12 protein-coding genes and 4 tRNA genes are annotated in these 17,401 nt (G+C 64.5%); 13 read left to right on the top strand and 3 right to left on the bottom strand.

What is annotated here, in order from left to right; all coding sequences use genetic code 11:
• Window positions 1-64: 64 nt before the first annotated feature.
• From lon to AACH06_RS08025, 5 genes are all read left to right on the top strand, one after another.
• A complete protein-coding gene (lon, locus tag AACH06_RS08045; RefSeq protein WP_341425135.1) occupies window positions 65-2,500 on the top strand; it encodes an endopeptidase La in 2,436 nt (811 codons plus the stop codon).
• 272 nt (window positions 2,501-2,772) lie between these two features.
• Window positions 2,773-2,848: transfer RNA gene (locus tag AACH06_RS08040), tRNA-Gly, on the top strand.
• A gap of 89 nt (window positions 2,849-2,937) precedes the next feature.
• Window positions 2,938-3,011: transfer RNA gene (locus AACH06_RS08035), tRNA-Cys, on the top strand.
• Window positions 3,012-3,028: 17 nt separating this feature from the next.
• Window positions 3,029-3,104: transfer RNA gene (locus AACH06_RS08030), tRNA-Gly, on the top strand.
• 102 nt (window positions 3,105-3,206) lie between these two features.
• Window positions 3,207-3,297 (top strand) — tRNA-Leu (locus tag AACH06_RS08025).
• 87 nt (window positions 3,298-3,384) lie between these two features.
• Here AACH06_RS08025 and murI read toward each other — a convergent pair.
• Entirely contained in the window at window positions 3,385-4,260 is an 876-nt protein-coding gene (gene murI / locus AACH06_RS08020; RefSeq protein WP_341425134.1) for a glutamate racemase, read from the bottom strand.
• A 272-nt stretch (window positions 4,261-4,532) separates the two neighbouring features.
• Here murI and AACH06_RS08015 point away from each other — a divergent pair, with 272 nt between their 5' ends.
• The 4 genes from AACH06_RS08015 (at window position 4,533) to AACH06_RS08000 (ending at window position 9,127) form a co-directional block, all read left to right on the top strand.
• Window positions 4,533-5,282: an electron transfer flavoprotein subunit beta/FixA family protein gene (locus tag AACH06_RS08015; protein ID WP_341425132.1), complete on the top strand. Its 750-nt coding sequence runs from the start codon at window positions 4,533-4,535 to the stop codon at window positions 5,280-5,282.
• A 1-nt stretch (window position 5,283) separates the two neighbouring features.
• Window positions 5,284-6,213 (top strand): electron transfer flavoprotein subunit alpha/FixB family protein, encoded by a 930-nt coding sequence (locus AACH06_RS08010; protein WP_341425131.1) that lies wholly within the window; start codon window positions 5,284-5,286, stop codon window positions 6,211-6,213.
• A gap of 173 nt (window positions 6,214-6,386) precedes the next feature.
• Entirely contained in the window at window positions 6,387-8,177 is a 1,791-nt protein-coding gene (locus AACH06_RS08005) for an acyl-CoA dehydrogenase (RefSeq protein ID WP_341425130.1), read from the top strand.
• Window positions 8,174-9,127: an NAD(P)H-dependent flavin oxidoreductase gene (locus AACH06_RS08000; RefSeq protein ID WP_341425527.1), complete on the top strand. Its 954-nt coding sequence runs from the start codon at window positions 8,174-8,176 to the stop codon at window positions 9,125-9,127. The genes AACH06_RS08005 and AACH06_RS08000 overlap by 4 nt, the downstream gene beginning before the upstream one ends.
• A 16-nt stretch (window positions 9,128-9,143) precedes the next feature.
• Here AACH06_RS08000 and AACH06_RS07995 read toward each other — a convergent pair whose 3' ends face one another.
• Window positions 9,144-9,347 (bottom strand): hypothetical protein, encoded by a 204-nt coding sequence (locus AACH06_RS07995; protein WP_341425129.1) that lies wholly within the window; start codon window positions 9,345-9,347, stop codon window positions 9,144-9,146.
• Window positions 9,348-9,738: 391 nt separating this feature from the next.
• Here AACH06_RS07995 and AACH06_RS07990 point away from each other — a divergent pair, with 391 nt between their 5' ends.
• The 4 genes from AACH06_RS07990 (at window position 9,739) to zapE (ending at window position 16,742) form a co-directional block, all read left to right on the top strand.
• A complete protein-coding gene (locus tag AACH06_RS07990) occupies window positions 9,739-12,597 on the top strand; it encodes a 2-oxoglutarate dehydrogenase E1 component (protein ID WP_341425128.1) in 2,859 nt (952 codons plus the stop codon).
• Between the two features lie 70 nt (window positions 12,598-12,667).
• Window positions 12,668-13,924 carry a 2-oxoglutarate dehydrogenase complex dihydrolipoyllysine-residue succinyltransferase gene (gene odhB / locus AACH06_RS07985; RefSeq protein WP_341425127.1) on the top strand — a complete coding sequence of 419 codons (1,257 nt, stop codon included), beginning with the start codon at window positions 12,668-12,670 and terminating at the stop codon, window positions 13,922-13,924.
• A gap of 147 nt (window positions 13,925-14,071) precedes the next feature.
• Window positions 14,072-15,499, top strand: a complete 1,428-nt coding sequence (lpdA, locus tag AACH06_RS07980) for a dihydrolipoyl dehydrogenase (protein WP_341425126.1) — start codon at window positions 14,072-14,074, stop codon at window positions 15,497-15,499.
• Between the two features lie 67 nt (window positions 15,500-15,566).
• Complete coding sequence (gene zapE, locus AACH06_RS07975; RefSeq protein ID WP_341425125.1) at window positions 15,567-16,742, top strand: cell division protein ZapE; 1,176 nt, start codon at window positions 15,567-15,569, stop codon at window positions 16,740-16,742.
• A gap of 113 nt (window positions 16,743-16,855) precedes the next feature.
• On the opposite strand, the gene AACH06_RS07970 is transcribed toward zapE, so the two are convergent.
• Complete coding sequence (locus AACH06_RS07970) at window positions 16,856-17,242, bottom strand: hypothetical protein (RefSeq protein WP_341425124.1); 387 nt, start codon at window positions 17,240-17,242, stop codon at window positions 16,856-16,858.
• Window positions 17,243-17,401: the final 159 nt, after the last annotated feature.

The following is a 17,401-nucleotide window of genomic DNA, read 5'->3' as shown; positions in this document are numbered from 1 at the left end:
CCGAAGCCTTCTTGCAATCCGCCACTCGGGCCCCATGTGGGCACGAGAAAGTGAGGCAAATCTCATGTCAGGACACCCCATTCTTCCCGCCGAACCGATCACGCTGCCGCTGCTGCCGCTGCGCGATGTGGTGGTTTTCCCCCACATGGTGATACCGCTGTTCGTCGGACGGCCCAAATCCATCAAGGCCCTCGAGGCCGCCATGGAGGCTGGCCGGCAGATCATGCTCGTGGCGCAAAAGGCTGCCGGCAAGGACGAGCCGCGCCCCGACGACATGTTCGAGGTGGGGTGCGTTTCAAGCATCCTGCAAATGCTGAAGCTGCCCGACGGCACCGTGAAGGTGCTGGTGGAAGGCGTGCAGCGTGCCTCGACCCGCACGATCACCGACAACGGCGAACACTTCGTTTCGGAGGTGATGCCCATCGAGCCCGGTGGTGAGCCTTCGCCCGAAGTCGAGGCACTGCGTCGCGCGGTGACGCAACAGTTTGACCAATATGTCAAGCTGAACAAGAAGATCCCGCCGGAGATCCTGACCTCGATCGCTGGCATCGACGATCCGGGCCGCCTGGCGGACACGATCGCTGCGCACTTGCCGTTGAAGCTCGAAGCCAAACAGTCGGTGCTGGATCTGTTCGACGTGGCCAAGCGGCTCGAGAAGCTGCTGGAGCAACTCGAACACGAGGTCGACATCCTCCAGGTCGAAAAACGCATCCGTGGCCGCGTCAAGCGCCAGATGGAGAAGAGCCAGCGCGAGTACTACCTGAACGAGCAGGTGAAGGCGATCCAGAAGGAACTGGGCGACGGCGAAGAAGGCGCCGACCTGGAAGATCTGGAAAAGAAGATCAAGGCTGCGCGCATGCCGAAGGACGCGCGCAAGAAGGCGGATGCCGAGCTGAAGAAGCTCAAGCTGATGTCGCCGATGTCGGCCGAGGCCACGGTGGTGCGCAACTACCTGGACACGCTGATCAATCTGCCGTGGTCGAAGAAGACCAAGATCAAGCACGACCTCGCCCTGGCGGAAGAGGTGCTGAACGAAGACCACTACGGCCTGGAGAAGGTCAAGGATCGCATCCTTGAATACCTCGCGGTGCAGCAGCGCGTCGACAAGGTCAAGGCGCCCATCCTCTGCCTGGTGGGCCCCCCGGGTGTGGGCAAGACCTCGCTCGGACAGAGCGTGGCCCGTGCCACCGGACGCAAGTTCGTCCGAATGGCGCTGGGTGGGGTGCGCGACGAGGCCGAGATTCGCGGGCACCGCCGCACCTACATCGGCTCGATGCCGGGCAAGGTGCTGCAGAGCCTGTCGAAAGTGGGGACGCGCAATCCGCTGTTCCTATTGGACGAGATCGACAAGCTGGGCATGGACTTCCGCGGCGACCCGTCATCGGCGCTGCTGGAGGTGCTCGACCCCGAGCAGAACCACACCTTCAGCGACCACTACATCGAGGTCGATTTCGACCTGAGCGATGTGATGTTCGTGGCCACGTCGAACTCGATGAACATCCCGCCGGCGTTGCTGGATCGGATGGAAGTGATTCGCCTGTCGGGCTACACCGAGGACGAGAAGCTCAACATCGCCCAGCGCTATCTGTTGCCCAAGCAAGCCAAGAACAACGGCGTGCAGGACGACGAGATGGAGGTCACCGAGGCTGCCATCCGCGGGATCATCCGCTACTACACCCGTGAAGCCGGGGTGCGTTCGCTCGAGCGCGAGATCTCGAAGATCTGCCGCAAGGTGGTCAAGGGCATCCAGCTCAAGACCTACGCCGGCAAGGTGGTGGTCACGGATGAGAACCTGCATGACTTCCTGGGTGTGCGCAAGTACGACTTCGGTCGTGCTGAGAAGACCAACCAGGTCGGCCAGGTGGTGGGCCTTGCGTGGACCGAAGTCGGTGGTGATCTGTTGACCATCGAAGCCACCGCGATGCCGGGCAAGGGCAACATCATTCGAACCGGTTCGCTGGGCGATGTGATGAAGGAGTCGGTCGAGGCTGCTCGCACGGTGGTGCGCAGCCGCGCCCGCCGCCTGGGCATCAAGGACGAATTGTTCGAGAAGCGCGACGTGCACATCCACGTGCCGGATGGCGCGACCCCGAAGGATGGTCCGAGTGCGGGTGCGGCGATGACGACGGCCTTCGTGTCCGCGTTGACGGGTATTCCGGTCAAGGCCCACGTGGCGATGACAGGCGAGATCACGCTGCGAGGCGAGGTCACTGCCATCGGTGGCTTGAAAGAGAAGCTGCTCGCCGCACACCGCGGCGGCATCAAGTTGGTGATGATCCCGGAAGAGAACGTCAAAGACCTTCAGGACATCCCGGACAACGTGAAGAGCCACCTCGAGATCGTTCCGGTTCGCTGGATCGACAAGGTGCTGGAAGTGGCGCTCGAATCAATGCCCGCGCCGCTGCCGGATGACGAGCCGGCGGCCGCGGAAGCGGCAGCCCCCAAACCCGAGAAGGGTGCGGGGCCGACCGTTGCAGCGTCGGATGCCTTGCCGCACTGACATCGCGACGGCGCGCTGAGTGACACGGGCCAGGAGAAATCCTGGCCCGATTCATTTGAGCGCCACGCAGCCCGGATGCGCCGGAATGTCTGCAAACCCGGTGCGGTGTCGAGCGCCCAAGCTGCTGAAAAGAATTCAATGCACCCTCTTGCGGAGATCGAAAAAATCCTCCTATAATGCGAGCTTCTCTGTTGCACAGGGTGCTTTGCAAAAAGCGGTCAGTGAGCGACACCAAGCGCGTCAACAGGGGGATGTGTTCCGTCAGGAGCCACGCGGGAATAGCTCAGTTGGTAGAGCGCAACCTTGCCAAGGTTGAGGTCGCGAGTTCGAGCCTCGTTTCCCGCTCCAGATTGCCGTCAAGGGAAGCTGCCAGCTTCCCTTTTTTATCCGGCACGATGGACGTGGCGATTGAAGAGAGCACGGCATCGGTTGAATGCGGCGCGGTAGCAAAGCGGTTATGCAACGGATTGCAAATCCGTCTAGCCCGGTTCGACTCCGGGCCGCGCCTCCAAAACTGGTGGCACCTATGCGGGAATAGCTCAGTTGGTAGAGCGCAACCTTGCCAAGGTTGAGGTCGCGAGTTCGAGCCTCGTTTCCCGCTCCAAATACCCGAAGGGAAGCTGTTCGCAGCTTCCCTTTTTCATTGGTGTGGCGTGCATCGCGACGTCCTCGAGTGTGCTGACTTCGCTCGTATGATCGGCGGCCCGCCCGGATGGCGAAACAGGCAGACGCAGCGGACTTAAAATCCGCCGCCCTTTAAACGGGGCGTACCGGTTCGAACCCGGTTCCGGGCACCAGAGGGTCATGCGAGACGACCTTTGCACTGGCAGCGGTGGCGGTTCGTGCTTCCTGCTGGCCGCGCAGCCGGCCGCCACGGGTGGGTCTTAGATCGAGATCTGTTCGACCGGCAACTGTTGCCCAAGCCCGACTGCTGTCATTCGCCTCAGCAGCGCCGCCTCTCCGGTGGTTTGAAGCGTGATCCTCTGATTCGATGTCGGTGGATATGAAGCCTCGGCCGATGTGCGAATCGGCATCATCGTCACCAGGTCCAACGCGCGGCGAGCGACCGCATCGGCAGTGTCCAGCAGTTGGATGTCGGGTCCCAGTCGCAGTGCTATGCGGTCGGCCACGAAGGGGTAGTGGGTGCAGCCCAGCACCACCGTGTCCACACCCAGTGCAGGCAGCGGCTTGCAATACTGGTCCAGCAGTCGATCCACCTCGGCTCGCCCGGCTTCGCCTCGTTCAATCGCGGCGGCCAGTCCGCTGCAGGGTACGGGGTGCACCACACAATCTGGCGCGTGCCTGGCGACCAGATCGGCGTAGCGTGGGCTGGCCAGGGTGGAAGGCGTCGCCATCACGGCAATGCACCGCCGTTGGCTCGCTGCGGCCGCCGGCTTCACGCCGGGCTCAACGCCCACCAGCGCGATGCCTGGGTGGCGCGAGCGCAAGGCATCGACCGCTCTCGCCGTGGCGGTGTTGCAGGCCACCACGATCATTCGCGCGCCTTGTTCGACCAGATGATCCGACACGCGGTGTGAGCGGTCCACCACGTGCTGTGGGTCGCGATCGCCGTACGGCGCGTGACCCGAATCCGCCACGTACCAAAGCGGCGCCATCGGCATCTGCTGGTGCAGAGCGCGAAGCACTGACAGGCCGCCCACCCCCGAATCAAACACCCCGATCAACGGGCTGTGAGCCTGCGCAGCGTGCGGTTGTGCCGTGTTCACGGACATGATGGGGGTGGCGATGTTCGGCGACATGGCGCCGGCAGTCTACCTGCGGGTCATCGCAGACGCAGAAAGCGGTGGCCAGTCATCGTGGCCGTGCGAAAGTCGATGCAGCGTGCTGGCGTTTCTGGGGCTGCGCACCTAAAATAGCACGATCGTTCGATTTATCCTTCGTGCCGCGTCACCCACGCCGGGCGAAGGGCGCCGTGCAGGCGGCACCCCGGTCTGCATCGGTGCAACCACTAGAATCCCGCAGTTAACGTAAACGTCAATTCAGACCATCGGTCCGACAGGAGCAACGCGACATGAAGGTATTGGTAGCCGTCAAGCGCGTCGTCGACTACAACGTGAAGGTTCGCGTGAAGTCCGACGGCACGGGGGTGGACATCGCCAACGTCAAGATGAGCATGAACCCCTTCGACGAAATCGCCGTCGAAGAGGCTGTCCGCCTGAAAGAGAAGGGCGCCGTCACCGAGGTGATCGCCGTGTCCTGCGGCGTCGCCCAGTGCCAGGAGACGCTGCGCACCGCGATGGCCATCGGGGCTGACCGCGCCATCCTGGTGGAGACCGATGTCGAATTGCAGCCCCTGGCGGTGGCCAAGCTGCTGAAGGCGGTGGTCGACAAAGAGCAACCCGGCCTCGTGATCCTCGGCAAGCAGGCGATCGACGACGACTGCAACCAAGTGGGCCAGATGCTGGCCGCGCTGGCCGACCTGCCGCAGGCCACCTTCGCTTCGAAGGTGGAGATGGCCGATGGCACCGCGACAGTGACCCGCGAGGTCGATGGTGGCCTGGAGACGCTGAAGCTGTCGACACCCGCGGTGGTCACGACCGACCTACGCCTGAACGAGCCGCGTTATGTGACGCTGCCGAACATCATGAAGGCGAAGAAGAAGCCGCTCGAAACGCTGAAGCCCGCCGATCTCGGCGTGGATGTGGCGCCGCGTCTGAAGACCCTGAAGGTCTCCGAGCCGCCCAAGCGCGGCGCGGGTGTGAAGGTGCCGGATGTCGCCACCCTGGTGGCCAAGCTGAAGAACGAAGCGAAGGTGATCTGAGATGGCTGTCCTCGTTATTGCTGAACACGAACACGGCGCGCTGAAGGGCGCCACGCTCAACACCGTGACCGCCGCCGTGCAATGCGGCGGTGATGTGCACGTGCTGGTGGCCGGCTCGAATACCGCCGCGGCCGTCCAGGCGGCTTCGCAGATCGCTGGTGTGGCCAAGGTGCTGCAGGCAGATGACGCTCGTCTGGCTGAACAGTTGGCCGAAGATGTGGCGGCGCAGGTGTTGTCGATCGCCGGCCACTACAGCCACATCCTCTTCCCCGCCACGGCTCACGGAAAGAACGTGGCGCCTCGCGTGGCGGCCAAGCTGGACGTCGCGCAGATCAGCGACATCACCAAGGTCGTCAGCCCCGACACCTTTGAGCGCCCGATCTACGCCGGCAACGCCATCGCGACCGTGCAGAGCGCCGACCAGGTCAAGGTCATCACCGTTCGTACCACCGGGTTCGACGCGGCGGCGAACGGTGGCTCGGCTGCGGTTGAATCCGTCGCCGTGGTCGCGGGCAGTGGCAAGTCGAGCTTCGTGGGCCGCGAGGTCACGAAGAGCGACCGGCCCGAGCTGACGGCCGCCAAGATCATTGTTTCCGGTGGCCGCGCGCTGGGCTCGTCGGAGAAATTCAATGAGGTGTTGACGCCGCTGGCGGACAAGCTCGGTGCGGCGCTCGGCGCCAGCCGCGCCGCGGTGGACGCCGGCTACGCGCCGAACGACTGGCAGGTGGGCCAGACCGGCAAGATCGTTGCGCCGCAACTGTATGTGGCCGCGGGCATCTCCGGTGCGATTCAGCATTTGGCGGGCATGAAGGATTCGAAGGTGATCGTGGCGATCAACAAGGATCCTGAAGCGCCGATCTTCAGCGTGGCCGACTATGGCCTGGAGGCGGATCTGTTCACCGCCGTTCCCGAGCTGATCAAGGCCCTCTGATGAGGCCCGTGGGGTGCGTCCAGCGTGGGCGCGCTCCGTGTCGGGTCGAGGAAGCCCGGGGCGGCCCGGTGATTCCTTGAGCTGCCAGCGGCGCGCCGGGCCCAGGGCTCGGGCGCCACGACATTCCGAAGGGCGCCGCTGAGCGCCCTTTTTCTTGCATCCAGGAGACTGCAGTGACTTACCGCGCACCTGTCAAGGACATGTTGTTCGTGATGAAGGAGCTTGCCGGGATCGATGCCGTGGCGCAGTTGCCCGGCTTTGACGACGCGGGCTATGAGACCGCCCAGGCCGTGCTCGAAGAATCCGCCAAGTTGAACGAGGGCGTGGTGGCGCCGCTGAACGTGGACGGCGACGTGCAGCCTTCATGGTTCAAGGACGGTGAGGTCACGGCGACCCCGGGCTTCAAAGAGGCGTTCCAGCAGTACACCCAAGGTGGCTGGCAGGGCCTTCACCATCCGACCGACTTTGGTGGGCAGGGGCTGCCGAAGCTGATCCATGCCGCCTGCCAGGAGATGGTCAATGCGGCCAACCTGAGTTTCGCGTTGTGCCCCTTGCTCACCGATGGCGCGATCGAAGCGCTGCTCACCGCCGGCACGGACGAACAGAAGTCGACCTACCTTCCCAAGCTGATCGATGGCACCTGGACGGGCACGATGAACCTCACCGAGCCGCAGGCGGGATCTGACCTGTCGATGGTGCGGTCGCGGGCAGAGCCGCTGCCGGATGGCACGTACAAGATCTTTGGCACGAAGATCTTCATCACTTGGGGCGAGCACGACATGGCCGAGAACATCGTCCACCTCGTGCTGGCCCGTGTGACCGGCGCACCGGAGGGCGTGAAGGGTATTTCGCTCTTCATCGTGCCCAAGTTCCTGCTCAACTCCGATGGCTCGATCGGCGCCCGCAACGATGTGCACTGCGTGAGCATCGAACACAAGATGGGCATCAAAGCGAGCCCGACCGCGGTTTTGCAGTACGGCGACAACGGTGGCGCCATCGGCTATCTCGTGGGTGAAGAGAACCGGGGCCTCGAATACATGTTCGTGATGATGAACGCGGCGCGCTTCGGCGTGGGCGTTCAGGGCCTGGCGGTCGCCGATCGCGCGTACCAGCGCGCGGTCGCCTATGCGCGAGATCGCGTGCAGTCGCGCCCGGTCGACGGGTCGATGAAGACCGCGGCGCCGATCATTCACCACCCGGATGTGCGCCGCATGCTGATGACGATGCGTGCGTACACCGAAGGCTGCCGTGCCATGGCACTCGTCGGCGCGGCCGCCTACGATGCCGCGCACCACCACCCCGATGCGCAGGCGCGGGCGGAGAACCAGGCGGTCTATGAGTTCCTGGTGCCGCTGATCAAGGGCTATTCCACCGAGATGAGCCTCGAGGTGACCTCGCTGGGCGTGCAGGTGCACGGCGGCATGGGCTTCATCGAGGAGACGGGGGCGGCGCAGCACTACCGCGACGCCAAGATCCTGACGATTTACGAGGGCACGACGGCGATCCAGGCCAACGATCTGGTGGGTCGCAAGACCTCGCGCGATGGCGGGCGCGTGGCCAAGGCCATGGCGGCCCAGATCGAGGCCACCGAAGGCGAACTGCTGCAGCAGGGCAGCGATGCCGCGCGCGCCATGGCCCAGCGACTGGCGGCCGCTCGGCGCGCTTTCCTCGATGTCGTGGATTTCGTCGTGTCTGAATCGAAGTCGAACCCCAATGCCGTGTTCGCGGGGAGCGTCAACTACCTGATGCTGGCGGGCAACCTCGTGGCAGGCTGGCAGATGGGTCGCGCGCTGCTGGCGGCCCAGGTGCGCCTGGCGGCGGATGACGACACTGAGTTCATGAAGGCCAAGATCGTCACTGCCCGCTTCTACGCCGATCACATTCTTTCCAAAGTGCCGGGCCTGCGCGACAGCATCGTCGAAGGGGCTGCCGGCGTCACCGAGATGGCTCTGGAGGCCTTCTGATGTCACTGCCACCTGTTCTGGCCAAGCTGCCGCTGCCGATCATCGGCGCGCCGCTGTTTATCATCTCGAACCCCAAGCTCGTCATCGAGCAGTGCAAGGCTGGTGTCGTGGGATCCATGCCGGCGCTCAACGCCCGGCCGGCCGAGCAACTGGATGAATGGCTGGCCGAGATCACCGAAACGTTGGCGGCCTACAACCAGGCGAATCCGGACAAACCGGCGGCCCCGTTCGCGATCAATCAGATCGTGCACAAGAGCAACGACCGGCTGGAGCATGACCTGCAGGTCTGCGCCAAGTACAAGGTGCCAATCATCATCACCTCGCTGGGCGCCCGCACCGATGTGAACGATGCAGTGCACAGTTGGGGTGGGGTGGTCATGCACGACGTGATCAACAACACCTTCGCCAAGAAGGCGATCGAGAAGGGTGCCGATGGGCTGATCGCCGTTGCGGCCGGGGCCGGCGGCCACGCGGGCACCAAAAGCCCATTCGCGCTGATCCAGGAGATCCGCGAATGGTTCGATGGCCCGCTGGCGCTGTCGGGTGCCATGTCCACCGGCGGCGGGGTGCTGGCGGCACGCGCGATGGGCGCTGACTTCGCCTACATCGGCTCGGCGTTCATCGCCACGCACGAGGCCCGCGCCCACGAGGCCTACAAGCAGGCGATCGTGGACGGTACATCCGACGACATCGTCTACTCCAACCTGTTCACGGGTGTGCACGGCAACTACCTGAAGCCGTCGATCCGCGCGGCCGGGCTCGATCCCGACAACCTGCCCGAGAGCGATCCGTCCAAGATGAACTTCGGCGGCGACGCCAAGAAGGCCTGGAAGGACATCTGGGGTTGCGGCCAGGGTATCGGCGCGATCAAGCAGGTGGTGCCGACCTCGGAGCTCGTGGCGCGCCTCGCCCGGGAGTACCGCGACGCCCAGGCCCGCGTGGCGGCCTGACACGCGGCGAGAGTTGTCAGGCAGGCTCGGCCTCCAGGCTGGCATCGCAGCCGGTGGCCGAAGCGATCCATCGCCGCGCCAGGCGACTGGCGAGGGGCGCCAACCGGCTTGGCAGCCAGGGCAGCACCTGGCCGGGGGCGCGGACCAGCCCGCAAAAGTAGCGCCCGTCTTCGTTGCTCCATTGCAACGCATCACAGCGGCCTGAGCGTTTGCGGCTCACGATCACCCCGATCGGGCAGGGCTCGGCTGCGCAACAAAGGCCGCATCCATTGCAGGCCTCACCGACCGCCGGTTTGGGCGGTGCATCGACATGCAGGTGAATCACTCGGGAGAGTGAAGGGGGCGAAGGCGCGTGCACCGGCCCGAGTGTGGCGCCGATGACTCACTTGCCATAGCGCAAGTAACAGCCCCAAAACGCTTGCATTTCCACGCACACCGGTGTGGGTACACCGGTGTTACAGTCGCGCTCTTGTAACCCTAGGTCCTTCTGTGTCCCCTTGCTGGTTCTTTCAGCAAGGCGGGTCGCTAGTCCGCCAACCGGTAGAGCCGGGCCGCGGAAGGTTGATCAACCCATCGGAGCTCTGGAAACCAGAGCGAAAGGTGAGCGAGAGATGATGCAGCAATACAGGTCGAATTCGTACCTGTTCGGAGGCAATGCGCCTTACGTCGAAGAGATGTACGAGGCGTACCTCGACAATCCGGGCGCCGTGCCCGACAACTGGCGCGCCTACTTCGACGCGCTGCAGAACGTGCCCGCGGCCGACGGCACTGACGGCCGTGACGTGGCGCATGCCCCGGTGATCGAATCCTTCGCGCAACGCGCGAAGTCGAATGCGTTCGCCGTCAAGGCCAGCTCGGCCGACCTGGCAGTCGCCCGCAAGCAGGTTCACGTTCAATCGCTCATCGCCGCTTACCGCTTCCTGGGTTCGCGCTGGGCCGATCTGGATCCCCTCAAGCGCACCGAGCGCCCCCGCATTCCAGAGCTGGAGCCCGCGTTCTACGACCTGAGCGAGTCCGACATGGACATCTCGTTCAGCGCCGCGAACACCTATTTCTCTCGCGCCGAGAACATGACGCTGCGCGAGATCATGCAGGCCCTGCGTGAAACCTACTGCGGCACCATCGGCGCCGAGTTCATGCACTGCACCGACCCGACCGAGAAGCGGTGGTGGCAAGAGCGCCTGGAAAGTGCCCGCTCGAAGCCGAGCTTCGGTGCCGAGAAGCGCAAGCAGATCCTGGATCGCCTGACCGCCGCCGAAGGCCTGGAGCGATTCCTCCACACCAAGTACGTCGGCCAGAAGCGCTTCTCGTTGGAAGGTGGCGAGAGCTTCATCGCCGCGATGGACGAAGTCGTCCAGCGTGGCGGCGAAAAGGGTGTTCAGGAGATCGTGATCGGCATGGCCCACCGCGGCCGCTTGAACGTGCTGGTCAACACCCTCGGCAAGGCGCCGAAGGATCTGTTCAGCGAGTTCGACCACACGGCTCCGGAAGACCTGCCGGCCGGTGACGTGAAGTACCACCAAGGCTTCTCGAGCGATGTGTCCACCGCTGGTGGGCCGGTTCATCTGAGTCTGGCGTTCAACCCCTCGCACCTGGAAATCGTCAACCCGGTGGTCGAAGGGTCGGTCAAGGCCCGCATGGACCGCCGCGGCGACAAGGACGGTGATCAGGTGTTGCCGGTGCTGGTGCACGGCGACGCCGCATTCGCGGGCCAGGGCGTGGTGATGGAAACGCTGGCGCTGGCGCAGACTCGCGGCTATTACACCGGCGGCACGCTGCACATCGTCATCAACAACCAGATCGGCTTCACCACCAGCGACCCGCGCGACAGCCGTTCGACGCTGTACTGCTCGGACGTCGTCAAGATGATCGAGGCGCCGGTGCTGCACGTGAACGGTGACGACCCCGACGCCGTTGTCTGGTGCACCCAGCTCGCGCTCGACTACCGCCAGGAGTTCAACAAGGACGTGGTGGTCGACATCATCTGCTTCCGCAAGTTGGGCCACAACGAGCAGGACACACCGGCGCTCACGCAGCCGCTGATGTACAAGAAGATCGGCCAGCACCCCGGCACCCGCAAGCTCTATGGCGACAAGCTGGTCGCCCAGGGCGTGTTGCCCGAGGGTGGGCCGGAGGAGATGGTCAAGACGTTCCGCGCCGCCATGGACGCGGGCAAGCACCACAACGACCCGGTGCTGACCAACTTCAAGAGCAAGTACGCGGTGGATTGGCAGCCGTTCCTGGGCAAGAAGTGGACCGACGCTGCGGACACCGCGCTGCCGCTGGCGGAGGTCAAGCGACTGGCCGAGCGGATCACGACGCTGCCGGCGAGCTTCAAGGCACATCCGCTGGTCGAAAAGGTGATCGCCGACCGCGCCGCCATGGGCCGCGGCGAGATCAATGTCGACTGGGGCATGGGTGAGCACCTGGCCTTCGCCTCGCTGGTGGCCTCGGGTTATCCGGTGCGCTTGTCGGGTGAAGACTGCGGTCGCGGCACCTTCGTGCACCGCCATGCCGTGCTGCACGACCAGAACCGCGAGAAGTGGGACGAAGGTACCTACGTGCCGCTGCAGAACGTAGCCGAGAACCAGGCACCGTTCGTGGTCATCGACTCGATCCTGTCCGAAGAGGCGGTGCTGGGCTTCGAATACGGCTACGCGTCAGCAGACCCCAACACCCTCACGATCTGGGAAGCCCAGTTCGGTGACTTCGTCAACGGGGCTCAGGTCGTGATCGACCAGTTCATCGCCTCGGGCGAAGTGAAGTGGGGCCGCGCTAACGGCCTGACGATGATGCTGCCGCACGGCTACGAAGGCCAGGGCCCCGAGCACAGCTCGGCCCGCCTGGAGCGCTTCATGCAGCTCGCTGCGGACAACAACATGCAGGTGGTGCAGCCGACGACGTCGAGCCAGATCTTCCACCTGCTGCGGCGCCAGATGGTGCGCATGTTCCGCAAGCCGCTGGTCATCATGACGCCGAAGTCGCTGCTGCGGAACAAGGACGCGACCTCGCCGCTGTCCGAGTTCACCAAGGGCGAATTCAAGACGGTGATTCCGGAGCAGAACGCCGAGATCGATGCCGCCAAGGTCAAGCGCGTGATCGCCTGCTCGGGCAAGGTCTACTACGACCTGGTCAAGAAGCGCGAAGAGAAGAAGGCCAGCGACGTCGTGATCATCCGCGTCGAGCAGCTCTATCCCTTCCCGCACAAGGCGTTCGGTGCCGAGATCAAGAAGTACGCGGGTGCGACCGAGATCGTGTGGTGCCAGGATGAGCCACAGAACCAGGGCGCCTGGTTCTTCGTGCAGCACCAGATCCACGAGAACATGCTCGATGGTCAGAAGCTCGGCTACGCCGGCCGCCCGGCCTCGGCCTCGCCGGCCGTGGGCTACGCCCACCTGCACCAGGACCAGCAGAAGGCGCTGCTCGATCAGGCCTTCGGCAAGCTCAAGGGCTTCGTCCTTTCCAAGTAAGCACCGAACAAGCAGGCACGCCGCGTGAGGTCACGTGGCGTGCCTGAAGCGCACGCACAAGAGACACATCATGGCAATCGTAGAAGTCAAGGTTCCGCAGCTCTCTGAATCGGTGGCCGAAGCCACGCTGCTGCAATGGAAGAAGAAGCCCGGCGAAGCCGTGGCGATGGATGAGATCCTGATCGAGATCGAGACCGACAAGGTCGTGCTGGAAGTGCCGGCGCCGGCCGCCGGCGTGCTGGCCGAGCATGTGGTGGCCGATGGTGGCACCGTGGTCAGCGACCAGGTCATCGCGAAGATCGACACCGAAGGCAAGGCGGGCGCCGCGGCACCGGCTGCAGCCGTCGTGGCGCCCCCGCCGCCGGCTCCGTCGGCCGCCCCCGCCGCTGGCGGCAGCAAGTCGGATGTGGCGATGCCCGCAGCCGCCAAGCTGATGGCCGACAACAGCCTGGCCGCCGGCTCCGTGGCTGGCACGGGCAAGGATGGCCGCGTCACCAAGGGTGATGTTCTGGGGGCCATCGCCGGTGGCGCCGCCAAGACCGTGGCCCCCCCGCCTCCCGCGCCGACGCCCGCGCCGGTGAAGGCCCTGCCCGCGGTCGCAGCGCCGGTGGCCCCGAACCTGGGCGATCGCCCTGAGCAGCGCGTGCCGATGTCTCGCCTGCGCGCGCGAATCGCCGAGCGCCTGGTTCAGTCGCAGTCGACCAACGCCATCCTCACCACCTTCAACGAGGTCAACATGGCCCCGGTGATGGAGATGCGCAAGAAGTTCCAGGAGAAGTTCGAGAAAGAGCATGGCGTGAAGCTGGGCTTCATGAGCTTCTTCGTCAAGGCGGCCGTGCATGCCCTGAAGAAGTACCCGATCCTGAACGCCTCGGTCGACGGCAACGACATCGTCTACCACGGCTATTTCGACATCGGTATCGCCGTCGGCTCGCCGCGCGGCCTGGTGGTGCCCATCATCCGCAACGCCGACCAGATGACCTTCGCCGAGATCGAGAAGAAGATCGGCGAGTTTGGCCAGAAGGCCAAGGACGGCAAGCTCGGCATCGAAGACCTGACCGGCGGCACGTTCTCGATCTCCAACGGTGGCACCTTCGGCTCGATGCTCTCGACGCCGATCATCAACCCGCCGCAGTCGGCCATCCTCGGCGTTCACGCCACGAAGGACCGCGCCGTGGTGGAGAACGGTCAGGTGGTGGTGCGCCCGATCAACTATCTGGCGATGAGCTATGACCACCGCATCATCGATGGCCGCGAAGCCGTGCTGGGCTTGGTGGCGATGAAGGAAGCGCTGGAAGATCCGGCCCGCCTCCTGTTCGACATCTGAAGAAGCGGCGCATCGGCCTACTGCGCAACCCGATCTTGTGCCTGTGCTCCTCGCCGTACGGGTGTACGGCTGCGGTGCTCAACGCAACCTCGGGCTGCTCGCGACGGCCGCTGCGCCACTTCTTACCTCCGATCGAGGAATAAACACATGAGCAAGAATTTCGACGTCGTCGTCATCGGCGGTGGCCCGGGCGGCTACATCGCTGCGATCCGGGCGGCACAGCTGGGCTTCAACACCGCGTGCATCGACGAGTGGAAGAACGGCAAGGGCGGCCCGGCGCCGGGTGGCACCTGCACGAACGTGGGATGCATTCCCTCGAAGGCACTGCTGCAATCGAGCGAGCATTTCGAGCACGCCGGCCATCACTTTGCGGACCACGGCATCGGGCTGTCCGATCTGAAGATCGACGTGGCCAAGATGGTCAGCCGCAAGGATGCGGTGGTCAAGCAGAACAACGACGGCATCCTCTACCTGTTCAAGAAGAACAAGGTCAGCTTCTTCCATGGCCGCGGCTCGTTCGTGGCGGCCAAGGACGGTGGCTACGAGATCAAGGTCGCTGGCGCCGCTGAAGACACCCTGTTCGCCAAGCAGGTGGTGATCGCCACGGGCTCGAACGCCCGCCAGTTGCCGGGTGCCGAATTCGATGAGGATCTGATCCTGTCGAACGATGGTGCGCTGCGCATTCCCAGCGTGCCGAAGAAGCTGGGTGTGATCGGCTCGGGCGTCATCGGCCTGGAAATGGGCTCGGTCTGGCGCCGGCTGGGCGCAGAGGTCACCATCCTCGAAGCCATGCCGGCATTCCTGGCGGCCGCCGACGAGGCGGTGGCCAAGGAGGCCGCCAAGGTCTTCAAGAAGCAGGGCCTGGACATCCAGCTCAGCGTGAAGATCTCGGCCGTCGAGAAGTCGAAGGATGGCGTCACGGTGAAGTACACCGACGCCAAGGGGGCTGAGCAGGCACTGGCCTGCGATCGCCTGATCGTCTCGATCGGTCGCGTGCCCAACACCGTGGGCCTGAACCCCGACGCGGTGGGCCTGAAGCTGGACGAGCGCGGCGCCATCGTCGTGGATGGCGAGTGCAAGACGAACCTGCCGGGCGTCTGGGCCGTGGGCGACGTGGTGCGTGGCCCGATGCTGGCTCACAAGGCCGAAGAAGAAGGCGTGGCCGTGGCTGAACGCATCGCGGGCCAGCATGGACACGTCAACTTCAACACCATTCCCTGGGTCATCTACACCAGCCCAGAAATTGCCTGGGTCGGGCAGACTGAGCAGCAGCTCAAGGCAGAGGGCCGGGCCTACAAGACGGGCCAGTTCCCGTTCCTGGCCAACGGGCGTGCCCGCGCGCTGGGTGACACCACCGGCTTCGTGAAGATGATCGCCGATGCCAACACCGACGAGATCCTCGGCGTGCACATCATCGGCCCGTACGCGTCGGAGCTGATCTCCGAGGCGGTGGTGGCGATGGAGTTCAAGGCGTCGTCGGAAGACATCGCCCGCATCTGTCACGCCCACCCGTCGCTGTCCGAAGCGACCAAGGAGGCCGCGCTGGCGGTCGACAAGCGAACCTTGAACTTCTGAGCTTGATCGATGGCTGCCGCGGTGATTGAGGTCTTCAGTCACCGCGCCGCCTGACACCTGTCCGACGATGGCCGTCCGCCAGCTTTACCAGGCCACCCTCGCCGAGCGCGGCTACCGGGCCGATGAGGCCCAATTGCGCGCGATCGACGCGCTGGAACGCTGCGAGAGCGAGTGGGCCGACTACAAGGCCCGCCGTTCCAACCCGATCACCCAATTACTGCGCCCCGCGCCGCAATCACGCCAGGACATCCCCGCAGGAGACAGCGAGCCGGTGCTCCGCCGCCTGGGTGATTGGATCGTGCGGCCGCCAATCCCGCGCGGCGTGTACATGTACGGTGGGGTGGGGCGCGGGAAGAGCTTCCTGATGGACTGCTTCTTCCAGTCTGTCCCGCTGACGCGAAAGACCCGGCTGCACTTCCACGAGTTCATGCGCGAGGTCCACCGCGAGTTGCAGGACTTGAAGGGCATCCAGAACCCGCTCGACGTGTTGGGCGAACGCATCGCGCGCCGCCACCGGCTGATCTGCTTCGACGAGTTCCACGTCGCTGACGTGACCGACGCGATGATCCTGCATCGCCTGCTGGAGGCGATGTTCAACAACCGAGTGAGCATCGTCACCACGTCCAACTTCCATCCCGATGGGCTGTATCCGAACGGCTTGCATCGCGATCGCATCCTGCCTGCCATCGAACTGCTGAAGCAGAAGCTGGAAGTCATCAACGTGGATGCGGGAACCGACTACCGGCAGCGCACGCTCGAGCACGTCCAGCTTTACCACACGCCGCTGGGCGCTGAAGCTGATGCGGCGATGGATCAGGCCTTCAACGAACTGGCGGAAGCGAAGGAAGAATCACGGGTGCTGCACATTGAGCAGCGCGAGATCCGAGCCCGTCGTCGGGCTGGTGGCGTGGTCTGGTTCGACTTCGCCACGCTGTGCGGCGGCCCTCGCTCGCAGAACGATTACCTGGAGCTGGCGACCCAGTTCCACACGGTGATGCTGTCGGACGTTCCCCAGATGTCGCCTCGCCTGGCGTCCGAGGCACGCCGCTTCACCTGGCTGGTCGACGTCTTGTACGACCGCCGCTGCAAACTCATCCTGTCGGCCGAGGTGCCGCCGGAGCAGCTCTACACCGAAGGGCCGTTGGCCCACGAGTTTCCGCGCACCGTTTCCCGGCTCAATGAGATGCAGTCGGCCGAGTTCCTCGCGCTGGAACGGCGGGATGTGGACACCTCGTTGACTTGACCCGGCGCCGCCCTGTCACGCCACGGAGATTCGGTGGCTTGCGGGGCACTGAAGGGCGCGAAGCACCCGCCACGGCAGCCGGTGCACGCCACCGCCATGTCGGGCACTGGTGGTCACGGTGTGGTGTGATAGTGCAGCACGGCCCCGCGCAAGGTGATGTTGTCCAAGTTGCCTACGCCGCTGCCGGCACCGCCCGAGACGTTGCGGATGCAGACCATCACCTGGTTGGTTCCTGGCTTCAGCAGCGAACTGCCAAAGACGATGTGGTTGGTCGCCCACTCCACGCTCATGCCGGCGTCGTCGTGCTCGCCCAGGAAGCCGATCGATGCGGCTTGATTGGCATCGGTGTCGTTGGACGTGCAGACGTTGGTGGGCGGGTTGATGTAGACCTCGTTGAAGTTGTATTCGGATCCGGCCACTTCAATGTCCAGCACGGCGCTGGCGGCGACCGTACCGGACACAACCACGTTGTTGGGCAGGGTGAAGCTGCCCAGGTACACGGGCGTGCTATCGCTGAGGTTGATGGCGGGTAAGCAGCCAGGGAACACATATTGACCGAGGCGGAGCGTTCGGTCAGATAGCTGGCACCCAGTGGTGCGGCAGCAGTTCGCCGATGTTGCAGGCCCGTTGCGTAGGCAGCCTCTGCAGGACATCCTTCA

Origin of the sequence: Ideonella lacteola, assembly GCF_038066555.1 — a bacterium.
Classification (GTDB): domain Bacteria; phylum Pseudomonadota; class Gammaproteobacteria; order Burkholderiales; family Burkholderiaceae_C; genus Ideonella; species Ideonella lacteola.
Note: the sequence above shows the minus strand (reverse complement) of the source record. Positions and strands in the feature narration are given on the sequence as shown.